16 protein-coding genes are annotated in these 15,395 nt (G+C 35.9%); 7 read left to right on the top strand and 9 right to left on the bottom strand.

The features are described from left to right. Positions 1-3: 3 nt before the first annotated feature. Positions 4-1,239, top strand: coding sequence for a DUF1343 domain-containing protein (locus tag MWU65_RS03720; protein WP_247075823.1), 1,236 nt, complete (start codon positions 4-6; stop codon positions 1,237-1,239). Here the strand turns inward: MWU65_RS03720 and MWU65_RS03715 are convergent. The 3 genes from MWU65_RS03715 to MWU65_RS03705 all read right to left on the bottom strand — a co-directional run bounded on the left by MWU65_RS03715 (position 1,236) and on the right by MWU65_RS03705 (position 3,347). After that, positions 1,236-2,066, bottom strand: a complete 831-nt coding sequence (locus MWU65_RS03715; protein WP_247075822.1) for a sterol desaturase family protein — start codon at positions 2,064-2,066, stop codon at positions 1,236-1,238. The genes MWU65_RS03720 and MWU65_RS03715 overlap by 4 nt on opposite strands. A gap of 44 nt (positions 2,067-2,110) precedes the next feature. After that, positions 2,111-2,644, bottom strand: a complete 534-nt coding sequence (locus MWU65_RS03710) for a DUF4251 domain-containing protein (RefSeq protein ID WP_247075821.1) — start codon at positions 2,642-2,644, stop codon at positions 2,111-2,113. A gap of 208 nt (positions 2,645-2,852) precedes the next feature. Continuing rightward, positions 2,853-3,347 (bottom strand): YkgJ family cysteine cluster protein, encoded by a 495-nt coding sequence (locus MWU65_RS03705; protein WP_247075820.1) that lies wholly within the window; start codon positions 3,345-3,347, stop codon positions 2,853-2,855. Positions 3,348-3,552: 205 nt separating this feature from the next. Here MWU65_RS03705 and MWU65_RS03700 point away from each other — a divergent pair, with 205 nt between their 5' ends. Then, complete coding sequence (locus MWU65_RS03700) at positions 3,553-4,314, top strand: methyltransferase domain-containing protein (RefSeq protein ID WP_247075819.1); 762 nt, start codon at positions 3,553-3,555, stop codon at positions 4,312-4,314. 66 nt (positions 4,315-4,380) lie between these two features. Continuing rightward, positions 4,381-5,181, top strand: coding sequence for a hypothetical protein (locus MWU65_RS03695; protein ID WP_247075818.1), 801 nt, complete (start codon positions 4,381-4,383; stop codon positions 5,179-5,181). Positions 5,182-5,262: 81 nt separating this feature from the next. Here the strand turns inward: MWU65_RS03695 and MWU65_RS03690 are convergent, their stop codons facing one another. After that, positions 5,263-7,617 carry a family 20 glycosylhydrolase gene (locus MWU65_RS03690; protein WP_247075817.1) on the bottom strand — a complete coding sequence of 785 codons (2,355 nt, stop codon included), beginning with the start codon at positions 7,615-7,617 and terminating at the stop codon, positions 5,263-5,265. 216 nt (positions 7,618-7,833) lie between these two features. Then, positions 7,834-8,466 carry a 7-carboxy-7-deazaguanine synthase QueE gene (locus MWU65_RS03685; protein WP_247075905.1) on the bottom strand — a complete coding sequence of 211 codons (633 nt, stop codon included), beginning with the start codon at positions 8,464-8,466 and terminating at the stop codon, positions 7,834-7,836. Between the two features lie 172 nt (positions 8,467-8,638). Here MWU65_RS03685 and MWU65_RS03680 point away from each other — a divergent pair, with 172 nt between their 5' ends. The 4 genes from MWU65_RS03680 to MWU65_RS03665 are packed head-to-tail and all read left to right on the top strand — an operon-like array spanning position 8,639 to position 12,055. Then, the gene (locus tag MWU65_RS03680; protein WP_247075816.1) at positions 8,639-10,147 is read left to right on the top strand and encodes a helicase HerA-like domain-containing protein; all 1,509 of its coding nucleotides are present in this window, start codon (positions 8,639-8,641) and stop codon (positions 10,145-10,147) included. A gap of 36 nt (positions 10,148-10,183) precedes the next feature. Further along, the gene (locus MWU65_RS03675) at positions 10,184-10,729 is read left to right on the top strand and encodes a hypothetical protein (protein WP_247075815.1); all 546 of its coding nucleotides are present in this window, start codon (positions 10,184-10,186) and stop codon (positions 10,727-10,729) included. Between the two features lie 54 nt (positions 10,730-10,783). Then, positions 10,784-11,626 (top strand): alpha/beta hydrolase, encoded by an 843-nt coding sequence (locus MWU65_RS03670; protein WP_247075814.1) that lies wholly within the window; start codon positions 10,784-10,786, stop codon positions 11,624-11,626. Next, positions 11,627-12,055, top strand: a complete 429-nt coding sequence (locus MWU65_RS03665) for a VOC family protein (protein ID WP_247075813.1) — start codon at positions 11,627-11,629, stop codon at positions 12,053-12,055. Positions 12,056-12,187: 132 nt separating this feature from the next. On the opposite strand, the gene MWU65_RS03660 is transcribed toward MWU65_RS03665, so the two are convergent. The 4 genes from MWU65_RS03660 to MWU65_RS03645 all read right to left on the bottom strand — a co-directional run bounded on the left by MWU65_RS03660 (position 12,188) and on the right by MWU65_RS03645 (position 15,242). Then, positions 12,188-13,045: an alpha/beta hydrolase-fold protein gene (locus MWU65_RS03660; protein WP_247075812.1), complete on the bottom strand. Its 858-nt coding sequence runs from the start codon at positions 13,043-13,045 to the stop codon at positions 12,188-12,190. 134 nt (positions 13,046-13,179) lie between these two features. Further along, complete coding sequence (locus tag MWU65_RS03655; protein ID WP_247075811.1) at positions 13,180-13,650, bottom strand: GyrI-like domain-containing protein; 471 nt, start codon at positions 13,648-13,650, stop codon at positions 13,180-13,182. Between the two features lie 41 nt (positions 13,651-13,691). Continuing rightward, positions 13,692-14,417 carry a YafY family protein gene (locus MWU65_RS03650; RefSeq protein ID WP_247075810.1) on the bottom strand — a complete coding sequence of 242 codons (726 nt, stop codon included), beginning with the start codon at positions 14,415-14,417 and terminating at the stop codon, positions 13,692-13,694. 3 nt (positions 14,418-14,420) lie between these two features. Beyond that, complete coding sequence (locus MWU65_RS03645; RefSeq protein ID WP_247075809.1) at positions 14,421-15,242, bottom strand: sulfurtransferase; 822 nt, start codon at positions 15,240-15,242, stop codon at positions 14,421-14,423. Positions 15,243-15,395: the final 153 nt, after the last annotated feature.

The raw sequence follows: 15,395 nt of genomic DNA, 5'->3' as shown, positions 1-15,395 counted from the left end.
TTTATGGTTATTTTATCCAATTTCAAAAGTACAGTTTTATTATGGTTTTTAATACTTTCCGCTTGTGGAAACACTCCAAAAACCACTTCTAAAATAGAAAAGAAGGCTGAAGTTACAAACGAAATAACCAAAAACATAATTGTTGGAGCCAACAAAACTGAAGCCTACTTACCTCTACTAAAAGGCAAAAAAATAGCAATTGTAGCCAACCAAACCAGTGTTATATTTAAGGATGATAATAGCTATACCCATATTGTAGATTCTTTACAAACCTTACAAATTAATATTGAAAAAGTATTTGCTCCTGAACACGGGTTTAGAGGAGAAGCGGATGCAGGGGAACACGTAAAAGATAATATTGACACCAAAACAGGCTTGCCCTTAATATCGCTCTATGGAAAAAACAGAAAACCCAGTGATGAACAGTTAGCCGGCCTTGATGTAGTTCTTTTTGACATCCAAGATGTGGGTGTACGTTTTTACACCTACATTGCAACCATGCAATTGGTGATGGAGGCTTGTGCTAAAAATAACATTAAAGTTATTGTTCTAGACAGACCCAATCCAAACGGACATTATGTAGATGGGCCAACTATGGAAACAAAACACAATGGTTTTTTAGGAATGACTAATATTCCGCTGGTATATGGTATGACCATTGGGGAGTATGCCAATATGATTAATGAGGAAGGTTGGTTAGAAAGCGGAAAAAAAGCAGCATTAACTATTATCCCATTAGAAAATTACACACATTCTAGCACATATAATTTACCGATAAGGCCTTCTCCTAACTTACCAAACGACAAATCTATAAACCTATATGCAAGTTTAGGCTTATTTGAAGGTACTACTATAAATGCCGGTCGGGGAACAGAATTTCAATTTCAGCGCTATGGTTCTCCACTTTTAGATTCCACTAAGTATGATTTTACCTATATTCCTGAACCAAATTTTGGATCTAAATCACCAAAGCATATGGGCAAAAGATGCTATGGCAAAGACTTGACAACAACACCTACAATGAAGGTAGTTTCTTTACAATGGCTCCTAGATGCTTATAACAATAGTACCGACAAAAGCAAGGTATTTTTAAGGAGTGGGTTTACTAAACACGCAGGAACAGAAAAACTACAACAACAAATAGAAGCGGGATTAACAGAAGAAGAAATTAAACATACCTGGCAGCCTGCCCTTGCAAACTTTAAAACGATTAGGGCCAAACATTTAATGTACGACTAACTGCCTTGGGTTGGCTTTCTATACCTATGAAAGGGTTGTTTAAGCAATCCTTTGACACTTCCATTTTCAACCTCATCAGGGAAGGTATCTACGCCATAAATAATTGTATCACGATCTAACTTCATAAAAGTCCCAAACAACCGATCCCAAATAGAAAAAATATTTCCATAATTGGAATCCGTATAAGGCAACACATAATGATGATGTACCTTGTGCATATCTGGCGAAACAATAAAGTAACTTAATGTTTCATCTACTTTTTTAGGTAACCTTATATTTGCGTGCCCAAATTGTGTAGCCACCAATGACAAGGATTGATACAACATAACCACGCCCATTGGAGCACCCACAACCAAAACACCCATCAAGGTAAATGCAAACCGAATTACGCTTTCTAAGGGATGGTGTCTATTTGCAGTAGTGGTATCTACATTATGATCGGAATGATGTACCAAGTGAATCATCCACAATGGTTTTACTTTATGCTCTGTAAAATGCGCCAAATAAGCTCCAAAAAAATCGAGCAATAAAACGCCAACAATAGCATACAACCACAAAGGCATGTCTGGCAACCAATTTAAAATGCCAAAATCACTGGCTACGGTCCAATCACTTGTCCACAACAGTAAAAAAGCCAATAAAAAATTAATAATTATGGTGGTTATCGTAAAAAAGAGATTGGGCCAAGCATGCCGCCATTTTTTATAGGTAAATCGTTGTAAAGGCAAAATACCTTCAAGCAACCAAAACAGCGTAATTCCACCAATCAATAAAATACTTCGATGGGTTGTTGGAATACTTTCAAAATAATCAATAATGTTTTCCATATTAAATTCAGCTCATTTTTAGATCCACAAACAATTTCTACATTTTATTTTTCAGCATTCGCCATAACTTTTCCCGTATATATGATGCTCGATCGTTGTGTACCAAGAATTGTCAAAAAACTGTTTAAATTTGGAAATAACACCAAGCGCACTTCAAAAGATTCACCTTTACTTTTTGCCTTGAACCCAATATTATATTGTTGTTTTTTGGCATCCCATTCTGCATCATATTCATCTACTAACCCATCAAACTGAATGGCAATATCATCCCCGCTGTAACCACCTCCCATATGGCGTTCTCCAAAATAGGGCAAGTATGAGGTAATACTATCGCCTTTCATTTTAAAAAAATTAGGGTTCCCTATCAGGCTAATATGATTGGCAGAATTGCCAACCCCTAAAATTCCTGAATTTTGAAGCCTATTGAGACTAGAACTGGCCATTGGAAGCGCCCTATCTGATTCTACACTGAAATCTTGCGCCATGACTATATCTTTTAACGGGCTCGCATCCACTATTTTTTTAGTAGCACATCCGCTTATTAGATATAACAGCAAACAAAAATAAATTATTCTCATAGCTTTTCTGTTTTTAAACTTTTGGGACACCATTTCTATCAGACCTAATTTATTAAAAAATCAGCAGCAATCCTTAAAGCACACCAATTATTTATAGTAAAGCACACTAACTAAAAGTCTTGGCTATAAAAATGACCATTAAAAAACTCAAACAACAATTTCCAAAAATGGTATTTCTTATTCCTTTGAAGTATTTCCGATAGGAATCCTACATTTTTATGGCGCGTTTCATTTCTTCGACAATATTAAATGCTGCCGGGCAAATAGATACATTTTTCAAAGTTAGATTACTTATTTGCTGAAATTTTTTGCGATCTGTATGCGGAAATTCTCGGCAGGCCTTTGGTCTAACATCGTAAATAGAGCAGTAATTATCTGCTCCTAAAAACGAACAAGGCACAGTTTGCAACACATAATCATTTTCCTCATCTAGGCGTAAATACGCTGAAATAAACTGCTGGGGTTTTTGTCTAAAATGCTTTGAAATACGTGCTATATCATTATTTGTAAACAAAGGACCTGTAGTTTTACAGCAATTTGCACACTTTAAACAATCCGTTTTTTTAAATTCGTTGGTATGCAATTCTTGCATTACATAGTCCAAATTCTTAGGCGGTTTTTTTTTTAGCTTGGTAAAAAACTTTTTATTTTCAACTTCTTTCTCCTTTGCTTTTTTTGGCAGCAATTTAATAATTTCTTCCATCCCTATATATTGGTAACTGTTTGTGAGTATTGCTTTTTCTTTAATCTCATTAGCTCATCCTAAGCAACCACACCTAATTCTAAAGCACTATTCTGATTTAATTCCAACCTTACAAAGCATTAAACAACCTACTAAGCGCAGTCTTTTAATCTATTTGATACCATAAACCCATAGCGAGCCATTTTGCTGGTACTTATTCTTTAATATGTTATTAAAAAGTGGCACTTTTGCTGGTAAAAATACGAATAAAATGGGAAGTGATATTTTTGGTTTGGCAATGTTAGATTATCAAAACAACAACTACAAGGAAGACATCACCACCTTTTCATCGGTTGCAGATAATGATACAATCCCTGTGCCCTATCTTTTCAGGGAGTACCAAGCAATGCCTACAATTGAACAAAAAGCCTTGCAATTATGCAAAGGCAAAGTTTTAGACATTGGTTGCGGAGCTGGCAGCCACAGCCTCTACTTACAAAACAGAGGCATGGATGTAACGGCATTAGACAGTTCTGAAGGAGCTATACAAACCTGTGCTTTACGAGGGATTAAGAAAAGAGTACATTCCGATATTTTGGACTATAATTCAGAACAGTTTGACACCCTTTTGCTTTTAATGAATGGTATCGGTATTGTTGGCAAATTGGTTAACTTAGGGCTTTATTTCACCCATTTAAAATCTATTTTAAAGCCAAAGGGGCAAGTTTTAATAGATTCTAGTGATATTATTTACATGTTTGACCCCGATGAGGATGGTGGCTATTGGATACCGGATGATAAAGAATACTATGGCGAAGTGGATTTTACTATGTGCTATAAAGACCATAAAAGTGAATCCTTCTCTTGGTTGTATGCAGATTACAACACCTTACAACGAGCCGCAATTTTAAATGGTTTTCAATGTGAATTGATAACGAATGGTAATCATTACGACTATCTCGCTAGGCTTACTGTTGCAGCACAATAGAACCAGACTTTGTCACGTTTAAAGGTAGGGTATTTTGCCAGCGTCTTGTTATTATAAAAAAGGTTTATGAAAAATTTTAGTGTATTGTGTTTTGCTTTCCTATTGATAATGGGTTGTTCCAAAGATTCTAGTGATCAGGATTCTATAAAAACCAATACTGCTGCCAATTTAAAAGCTTCTGGAGACTCTGCAAATGATATTCTTTCCAATGTTAATTACGATGCCTTAACTTTTGAAATAGCCTATGTCAAAAATTACAAACCAAGTACTGAAAGCATTGCAAATTTTATAAGCTTTATTAAAGCTACTACATTTAAAGATAACATTAGTGTTGTTTATAAAGAACTTAGTTCTCCGAATGAAACTACCTTAAGTTTAAAAAAAATTGCCAGTTTAGAAACTGAAAATCGCACCCAATATACCAAAGGCAAAACACTATCTATTTACATTTATTTTGCAGATGCTCCTTCTGAAAATGATGAAGAAGACACCAATGCTGTTACCTTGGGAGCTGTTTACAGAAATACATCCATGATCATTTACGAAGCAACCATAAAAAAATTAACTGCCAAGAGTTTTTTAATCACTGAAGCGGCGGTTGAAGAAGCAACGCTTAACCATGAAATGGGACACTTAATGGGCTTGGTCAATTTAGGAAGTGAAATGGTAAACAACCACGAGGAACAAACCACAGATGAAGAGGGAAATGAAGTTGGCAACAGCCATTGTACTACCCTAAATTGTTTAATGAGTACCGAATTAGAGTTTGGTGGCGGTATGAAAAAAATGTTAGTTGCCAGTAAAAATTCAGCTCCTACTTTAGACGCTGAGTGTATTGCCGATTTAAAAGCCAATGGCGGGCGATAAACCTTTTTAGTAATGAATCACCTAAGTATCATAAACGGGAGACCAATTTCATTATGAATTAGAAGCCTCCCCTTGCACCTTTTAAAAAACCATAATTTCATCAATTAAGAGCACGCTTTTTTCTCCTGCTTTGTGATGTCCATTTGGAATAGGACGTACCGCATACGCTTTAATTCTCAACGATTGAATATCCTTCCCTTTACAAACAATTTCTGTCTTTACTTTATTTCGCCCTTGAATTAAACTTGATTTAATAAAACCAGAATCTCCAATTTTTTTATAGGTTACCCCATCTACCGATCCATAAACTTCAATATGTCTTGGAGGGTAAATCCCATTAATCGATTTTTTAAGGGATTGTATATGAACAGCGCTAATGTCTATTGGTTTCTCCAGAACCAACTCTACATCTAAATCCTCATTAAATCCTTGCCAATTCTGATCACCATTCGCCAATAATTGCCCATAATTTAAATCCGTTAAAGCAAATGCTTCGGCTGCTTTATATTGTGTAAGATACTTGCTATGGTAAATTACTTTTGCCCCAGCAGCTTTATGTATAGGATACGTAACATCCGTTATATTTCCTCGCAATTTGTCACCTTTAAAAATACCAGATTTTATGGTCGTTGTTTTATCAATAGTAAACGGCACTTGGTACTTTTTACTAGTACTTGTAGGATTAGATCCATCTAGAGTATACCTTATATCTGGATTAGGCAATTCAGAACTCAATGAAATCTCCATTGTTTCCCCATTTCCTTTTTGATGTATCCAAGGGTTAAACACGCTATTGGCATACCGTATGTTTTGCGATTTTAGGCGTTTCAATTGAGGCTCTAATCTATTGATAAAATCTCCAAAATTTTGATTTTCTTCAGGCGTCCATGCGTTCTCTGCTACGGCAAACAATCGCGGAAAAGTCATATAAGTTAGCTTCCCCCAATCTGATATGGATTCGGTCCATAGATTACCTTGGGTACCTAAAATATATTTCGCTTCCTGCTTGCTTAGCTCTTTGGGAACAATGGAATAATTATAACTAGTAGATAATAAGGCTTCCGAGTAACCGAGATTAGGCTCATTGTCTGATTGCCCTTGTTTTAAATCTAAATAATTAGCAAAACTAGGCGTCATAATTACATCATGCTTTGCTTTTGCTGCCTTAATACCTCCTTTTTCACCGCGCCATGACATAACGGTTGCATTTGGAGCCAATCCTCCTTCTAAAATCTCATCCCAGCCTATCATGTTCTTTCCTTTGGCATTAATCATTTTTTCAACTCTTCCAATAAAATGACTTTGAAGACCATGCTCATCCTTTAAGCCTTTCTCTTTGATAAGGCTTTGACATAGCTCATGGTTTTTCCACCCCTCTTTATTGCATTCATCTCCTCCGATATGGATATACTCAAAAGGAAATAAATCCATAACTTCACCGAGCACATCTTCTAAAAAAGCATAGGTTTCTTCTTTGGATGCACAAAGTGCATTGTCTTTATAAACTCCTCCAGTAGCAACCGTATACTCACCATCATCACAAGAAATATTGGGGTAAGCTGCTAAAATTTCTTGTGAATGTCCAGGCACATCTATTTCTGGTAAAACTTCAATATAACGGGCTTTGGCATAGGCTATAATTTCAGCAATCTCTTTTTGGGTATAAAACCCGCCATAGGTTGCTTTTTCATTTTCTTCCTGTACAGGTTGGCCCCACCAATTGTTTACATTTTCATCAAAATTTACATAGTTTACACGCCAAGCTCCTACAGAAGTAAGCCTTGGATACTTCTTTATCTCTACGCGCCACCCTTGGTCATCTGCTAAATGCCAATGAAATCTATTTAACTTTAAAGTAGCCATAAGGTCTAGCACTTCTTTTATTTTGTCGGGACCAAAAAAATGTCTAGAAACGTCTAACATATACCCTCGCCATCCAAATTCTGGTTTATCTTTTATAGTAACTGCCGGAATGCTGCAAACTATGTCAGTAACAGATTTCTTCTCTAAAAAATCTGTAGCAACCAACTGTTTTAGGGTTTGTAATGCATAAAATGCCCCAGCCGCACTACCCGCTTTAATTTTTATGGACTTAGCATCAACCGCTAAAACATAGGCTTCCTTTTCTAACCTTGATGATTGGGCTATACTAATAACATTAGAAAATTGCTTCGTTTTTGAAGTCTCTAGCGCAAAACCTGTTATTGATTGTAGCTCTTCTACATATCGTTGTTGCAAAGTTTCGGTTGCCTCAACAGAATTTTCAAAATACAATACCGTGGCCGCACTTAAGTTAAAATGCCCTTTTCCTTCTATAAGTTCTAAAGGCTTTGGAATTATATGTATGTTAGTTGAATCTTGTGCCTGTATACATACTGTATTTAAAAAAAGTAAGGCGATAAAAATTAAGGGAAGTTTTATTTTAGCTTGTATCATGTATTGCATTATTTAGAATAGCAATATATTAAAATCCAAGCGCAACTATATGCATTTTCTCGCATAAAGTTGTACAACAAATTTCTGTTTTGTGATAAATTTTAAGTCAAAACCTGAAGTAGGTTTACTTGATTCATTGTATAGCGGGAAAACTAAAGTTTCCTTCTATAAGTAGTGCAATTAGAAGGAAAATACGATTTTATATACCCCAAAGTTCTATGGGATATTTAGATATTTATGGGTTTGTAAAGAAACCTTCCATTTGGGATTCTTCATTACAAAATCTACTATTAAGGGAGTCATTTTTTCTTTAACACTCCATTCTGGCTGTAAATACAAAATACAATCCTTGTTTACTTTAGCCGCTTGTTCTTCAGCAAATACAAAATCGTGCTTATTAAAAACAATTACTTTTAGCTCATGCGCCTTATCGTAAATAATCCCTTCTGGTAATTTGTTTTTCTTAGGCGATAAACAAATCCAATCCCAAATCCCTGTTAAGGTATAGGCACCAGAAGTTTCAATATGTGTTTGTAGGTTTTTCGCTTTTAAGGCCTGTGTTAATGGCTCCATATTCCAAGTTAGCGGTTCACCACCTGTAACCACAATAGTATTGGAATATTTAGCAGCGTTCGTCACAATAGCCTCTATACCAGTAGGTGGATGGGTTTCTGCGTTCCAACTCTCTTTAACATCGCACCAATGACAACCAACATCGCAACCACCAACACGTATAAAATAGGCAGCGGTTCCTTTGTGAAAACCTTCCCCCTGAATGGTGTAAAACTCTTCCATTAACGGAAGCATTTCCCCTTTATTTACTAATGCTAACACCTCATCTTTAACCATTCTGCAAAGATACATTTTTGTTTTTAGTATTCAGTACAAGCTAAAAGACAAAATAAAATAGCAAACCATTCAAAAAGAAATCCATCAACATTCTTGATGTTTCAACATCTAACATTAAAAGTTCTTTTTCCCGTTCCTTAAATTTAAACTATTTTTATCAAAATTTTTAGAGATGAATATCAAGGAAAAATTCTTAGCTGACATAGAAAAAGGATACACCACAAAAGGAGATTTTATCACTATGGGTGCAGGAATGGTTAATGGAGAAACTGTTACCAACGCTTTTGTTAAAATACCCTTAAAAACCTTAAACCGTCACGGCTTAATTGCCGGTGCCACGGGAACGGGTAAAACAAAAACACTACAAGTTCTGGCAGAAAGTTTATCAGACAAAGGTATTCCTGTATTGTTAATGGATTTAAAGGGCGATTTAAGTGGCCTTGCACAACCCAGCTCTGGTCATGCAAAAATAGACGAACGTCACGCTAAAATTGGTTTGCCTTTTGAAGGCAAAAGCTTTCCTGTTGAAATTTTATCCTTGTCGGAACAAGACGGGGTAAAACTACGAGCTACAGTTTCAGAGTTTGGCCCTGTATTATTATCTCGAATTTTAGATTTAACCGTAACCCAAGAAGGTATTGTTGCTGTTATTTTTAAATATTGTGACGATAATAAATTACCGCTTCTAGACTTGAAAGATTTTAAAAAGGTATTGAATTACGCTACCGAAGAAGGAAAACAAGAATTTAAAGAAAGTTACGGGCGAATTTCATCGGCATCGACAGGCACTATTCTTCGAAAAATAATTGAATTGGAACAGCAAGGAGCCGATTTGTTCTTTGGTGAAAAATCGTTTGAGGTAGATGATTTAACCAGAATAGATAGTAATGGAAGAGGATATATTAATATCTTAAGACTAACAGACATACAAGACAGGCCCAAACTGTTTTCTACCTTTATGTTGAGTCTTTTAGCTGAAATTTATGATACATTTCCAGAACAAGGTGATAGTGATAAACCAGAGTTGGTTCTTTTTATTGATGAGGCACATCTAATATTTGATGAAGCATCAAAGGCCCTATTAAATCAGATTGAAAGCATTGTAAAACTGATACGTTCTAAGGGGATTGGTGTTTATTTTGTCACTCAAAACCCAACAGATGTGCCAGAAGATGTGTTGGCACAGTTAGGTTTAAAAGTGCAACACGCCTTACGTGCCTTTACAGCAAAAGACCGAAAAGCCATTAAATTGGCCGCTCAGAATTACCCAGACAGTGCCTATTACGACACGGAAGTTGTACTAACTTCTTTGGGTATTGGAGAAGCTTTAATCTCTGCACTGGATGAAAAAGGCAGACCAACACCACTGGCAGCAACAATGTTACGAGCTCCAATGAGCCGGATGGATGTATTAACACCGCGTGAATTAAAAGAAGTGATAGACTCTTCTGCCTTGGTTAAAAAATACAACGACGTAATAGACAGGGAAAGTGCCTATGAAATGCTAAATGAAAAAATTGAAAAAGCAGAAGCCGTAGCGGAAAAAGAGAAAGAGAAATCCACAACAAGAAGAGCAAGAAGTTCTAGCAAAAGTACCCGACAAAACCCCGTTATAAAGGTATTAACCAGCGCCACTTTTATTAGAGGCATGTTGGGTGTACTTAAAAAAGTACTGCGCTAAACAAATTATAAATCTAAAGAATAATTAAAATCCTACATGAAAAAAATTACAATTCTGGCACTAGTTGCCATTACCCAAGTTACCATTCAATGCAACACAGCACCTAGTTCAGATTTCTTAATCACCACCACTAGTTTTGGCAAGTTAACAAAAGAGCACACTGCCAATGATTTAAAAACAATTTTTGCAAATGATTCACTGGTAACGGGAAACGATTTACAATTTAATGCCAGGCAACAAAAACAATATATTTATGAAAAAGGAGGGAAACCTTTGTTTTCCGTTAGTATTAGCAAGGACACTCTTATAAACAACATACAGGTATTAGACCCTAGATACACAACAGCGAGTGGCATTGGTTTAGGCAGTACTTTTAAAGACATAAAAGACAATTACACTATTGGTAAAGTGATTACTTCGATGAACAATGTTGTTCTTTTTATTAAAGATAGTGGTATTTATTTTACAATAGATAAAAAAGAATTACCTGCCAATTTGCGCTATGATATTACTGCAAAAATAGAAGCTATTCAAATACCAGATGCGGCTAAGATTAAGTATATGATGATTGATTGGGATTAATCGACCTATTCTACAATAAAATAAACCCCAAAAAGCCTACAGACCTTAGAATCCATGAAGAAACTACTTAACAAATACATTCCCCTACTCTACGGCGCCTATTTTAATCTAGTAGCAATCTTCTCTAAAAAAGGAGCTGCAAAAAAAGCTTTTGACCTTTTTTGCACACCGCGAAGAGGAATGGTTTTACCACAACAAAAAGCCTATTTAGAAAGTGCTAAAAAAGAAGTTGTTGAAAGCAACAATATTCATTTACAGGTATACGAATGGCCCGGGGAGAAAGAAACTATATTAGTAGTACACGGTTGGGAGAGCAACGCTTTTCGCTGGAAAAACCTAATTGGTTTTTTACAAGAAGAAAAATACAATATTATAGCATTTGATGCTCCAGCACATGGCCATTCTTCAGGTACCATATTAAATATACCTCTGTATGCCAAGGTGATGCAAACACTTGTTCAAAAATACAATCCAAAACATATTATCGGACATAGTTATGGCGGTATGACCACGCTTTACAACAATTATTTAAACAGCAATGAAGCTGTAGATAAATTGGTTATTCTTGGAGCTCCATCTGAATTTCGCACTATTTTACTTGATTACCAAAAATTATTACATTTCAACAATATTGTTTTAGAAGCTCTAAAAGCCTATATTAAAAACACATTTGGTTTTGAAGCTGAGGCCTTTTCAATTTCTGACTATGTAAAAACCAATATTAAAAAGGGCTTATTAATTCACGATAAATTTGATGAAATTGCACCTTGTTCAGATTCTGAACTTGTACATAAAAATTGGGCAAATAGTAGCTTGATAAAAACAGAAGGTTTTGGACATTCGCTACACCAGGAGGAAGTTAGTAGAGCCATTGTTAAATTTTTAAAAGAAAATTAAATGAAATACCCCATAGCACCTTTTCACATTGCAATTCCGGTTCATAATTTAGATGAATGTCGCACTTTTTACCGCGATATTTTAGATTGCCCTGAAGGCAGAAGTAGTGACCATTGGGTTGATTTCAATCTATTTGGACACCAACTCGTAATCCACTACAAACCTAAAGCAACAACTGAAGATTTACATACCAATGCAGTAGACGGCAAAAATGTCCCAGTACCCCATTACGGAGTAGTTTTAGACTGGGAAACGTTTGAAACTTTTTCACAAGAACTAAAAGACAAAGGAGTCGCCTTTGAAATAGAACCCTATGTGCGTTTTAAGGGTGAAGCTGGCGAACAAGCAACTATGTTCTTTCTTGACCCAGCAGGTAATGCCTTAGAATTTAAAGCTTTTAAGGACATCGGACAGTTATTTGCAAAATAGGGTGTTGGGTGAACAAACAAAATCTGGAACCACAGCAAGAATTAAACAAAAAATACATCTACAATTAATTATATCAAAAAAGAATCATAAGTCAGGTACAGGACTGTAGATATTAGACTTTTGACTTCTTCCTCAATACTGATGAAAAGCATCGGAGACAAACTGCAACACCTTAGGCAATGACGCTCTCCAATAGGTCCATGTATGTCCACCATCACGAACCCTATATTCATGTGCTATCCTTTTTTTCTTCATCGCAATATGCACCAAACTGTTGCCTTCATATAAAAAATCGTCATCGCCACAATCGATATACCAACGCACCGATTTTATTTTATCTATTGGGACACTATCCAACAAAGAAATGGCCGAATGGTGATTTAAATAGGTTCGTATTTCTTCAACTGACTTTTCTTTGTCTCTAGCAAAGTCATTAAGTCGTAGGGTGTCTTGGGGTAACATACCAACAGACGCGCTTAAAGGACATGCTGATGAAAACAACTCTGGTTTATGCAGTGCATACATAAAGGCACCACCACCTCCCATAGACAATCCAGAAACTGCCCTATATCTCTTTTCGCTTTTAATGCGATATGTCTTTTCTACATAAGGCATAAACTCCTCAAAAAAGAAGTCTTCATACCGCCAATCAACTCTATTAAAATAGCCACGCTGACCCGTATCAGCATCGGGCATTACTATAATCATTGGAGTAGCTTTACCTTCTTTAATAGCCTTATCTGTTATGTATAAAACTTCACCAAATTGCACCCATCCTGTATGATTATCTCCTGCTCCGTGTAATAAATACAAAACTGGATAATCTCGCATGGAAGTTTCATAATCTGGCGGTAAATAAATAGAAAAATTCCGTTCTCCTTTTAAAATCTTACTATTCAGGGTTAAGTTATCATAAACCTTGCCCGTTTGTGCATTTGTGATAACGTAAGTCAAAAAGAAGGCACAGCTAAAAAATGCTATTTTACGCATAGAAAAAGTTGAATTGGTTCACTATTTCCACTAAATATAGAAAATGAAAGTTTATTCTGCCTATATTTTCTATAAACATTCGGTTTTATAGGATAAGCCAACCAAGAGACCTGGATCTGGTAAAATTCTATTATTTACAAGTATTCGTTTTTAACACCTACATAAATAGAAACTGCAGCATCTAGGGGGTTCTGTGTTTTTTCGTCATAAATTTCAAAATCTGCTATATACAACCGATCTAAATCTGTCTTCCATATTTCTACCCACTTGGCATAAACGATTCCTTTTGATAAGTCTCCTTGAGCCGTAAAGTTGGCATAGGCACCGCTAGCAAACGACTGCCCCACCATTCCTTCAGGAATATTATCTAAGGAAGACACTTTACAACCTAATAGCGTATCATAGGGCTTTGTATAATCGCTTTCATAATTGGTATAGATCGAATAAATGGCCGTACTAAGCTTAGCAGGAATCTTATTCAAAACACCTTCCGACATAAATGTGTTCCACAGTGCAACGATATCCTTGCCTGCTTGTCCATTTTCGTTAGTTGTACGTACTTTAATTCCAATTACTTGAAAAGATTCAATGTTTACATTTTTCATTGTAGTTTTTTTTAGTGATTATTCACAAATGTAAACACGACTTAGGACAACCCTATGTCAGGGGTGCTTTCCCATTTTTTTCTCGCCAACTCAAAATAATCTTGAAGTGTAATTTTATGTGGCTCAAAAGTGGCTTCGTCTACAAGCAGATGTTGTATACAATCTATCCTAAAAGCTCTGAAATCTTGCCGAAGCCTACAATAAGCAATCATCACCCAATTGTCCTTATTGTGAATTAATGCAAAAGGTTCTACTTCTCTTTGGGTCTGTTTTTGTTCTAAGGACGTATAATTGATACGGATTACTTTATAATTGGTTATTGCCGTTTGCAATGGCATTAGGTAGTTGCTTGTTTTTTCATTCTCTAGATTGGTCCTGATTTGCAAACGCTCTGTTAACAAAGTGGCTTTGTCTTTTTGAGTGTATCTTAATACTGCTTTAATTTTTTCTACTGCGCTAGAATATTTTTCTGTAAACGAAGTATCCTTGTTTTTATTTACAATTTGCTCCGCAGTAATTAGGGCATTGGCTTCTTCTTCAGTAAACATTACGGGTGGCAACATATAGCCCTCCATTATGGAATACCCTTTACCCTCTTCTGTAAAAATTGGAATTCCCGATTGTTCTAAAGTACGAATGTCTCTATACACCGTTCTAACACTAACCAAATGCTTTTCTGCAAGCTCCCTGGCCGTTATTACTCTTTTTCCTTGTAGTTGCGTTATAATAGCCGTTAAACGAGCCAACCTTGGTTTCTCTTTTTCCATTTCTTAGTCGTTGGGTTCTAACTGTGCCCATTCTGTCCACGAACCATCATAAACTGATGCTGTCTTCTCTTGTAGCAACGTACTAGCCAAAAGAATAATACAGGCTGTTAACCCAGAACCACAACTAAACACCAAAGGTTTGTCTGCTGCAAATACCTCTTTAAATATTTCTGTTAGATCCTCTTTGGTTTTGTACTTCCCCTCGTGCAAAACATTTTCAAAAGGAATATTCACAGAATTAGGTATACTACCACTACGCAGACCTTCACGAGGTTCTGGTGCAGTTCCATTAAATCGCCCTGAAGAACGGGCATCGACTACCAATTCGTTTCCTGTTTCAACGTTCTCTTTTACTGACACATAATCTTTAACCATAGCAGTATTTAATTTGGCCGTAAAATTTCCAAGTGACACTCTTTTTTTTGTAATTTTTTCCGTGGGATACCCCGCTGCAACCCAAGCTGGTAAACCACCATCTAAAACCGCAATATTCTTATGCCCAAACGTATTAAACAACCACCAAACTCTAGGAGCGGTATAGATTCCTAAGTTATCATAAACTACAATGGTACTATCTTTGCGAACCCCTAACTTACGTGCTTCTTCTTGAAACTGCTCCGCATTAGGGATGCTATTAGGATATTCACTGTTAGCATCACTAAAATTATCTTTAAGATTAAAATACCGAGCACCTTTTATTTGCAAACCTTCTAAAGCACTAACTAAACCAGATACATTTGTAGCCGGACTAGCATCTAAAACAATTAACTTAGGATCATCTAATAACTCGGCTAATTCCTGTGAAGTAACAATAGGTGTTTTCATATTAAACCATTTTTTTAAAAGTTTAAAATTACCCAAATTAAACGAAGGCCTACAACATACTTATCAACATAAAATACAGGTAAAATTACAACCTAGCCCCATGTAATAATTTCAATATCCATAACCTCTATACTGTTTACCTTTACCAGAGAT

The sequence above is a fragment of the Cellulophaga sp. F20128 genome, assembly GCF_023015805.1.
Taxonomy (GTDB): Bacteria; Bacteroidota; Bacteroidia; order Flavobacteriales; family Flavobacteriaceae; genus Cellulophaga.
Note: the sequence above shows the minus strand (reverse complement) of the source record. Positions and strands in the feature narration are given on the sequence as shown.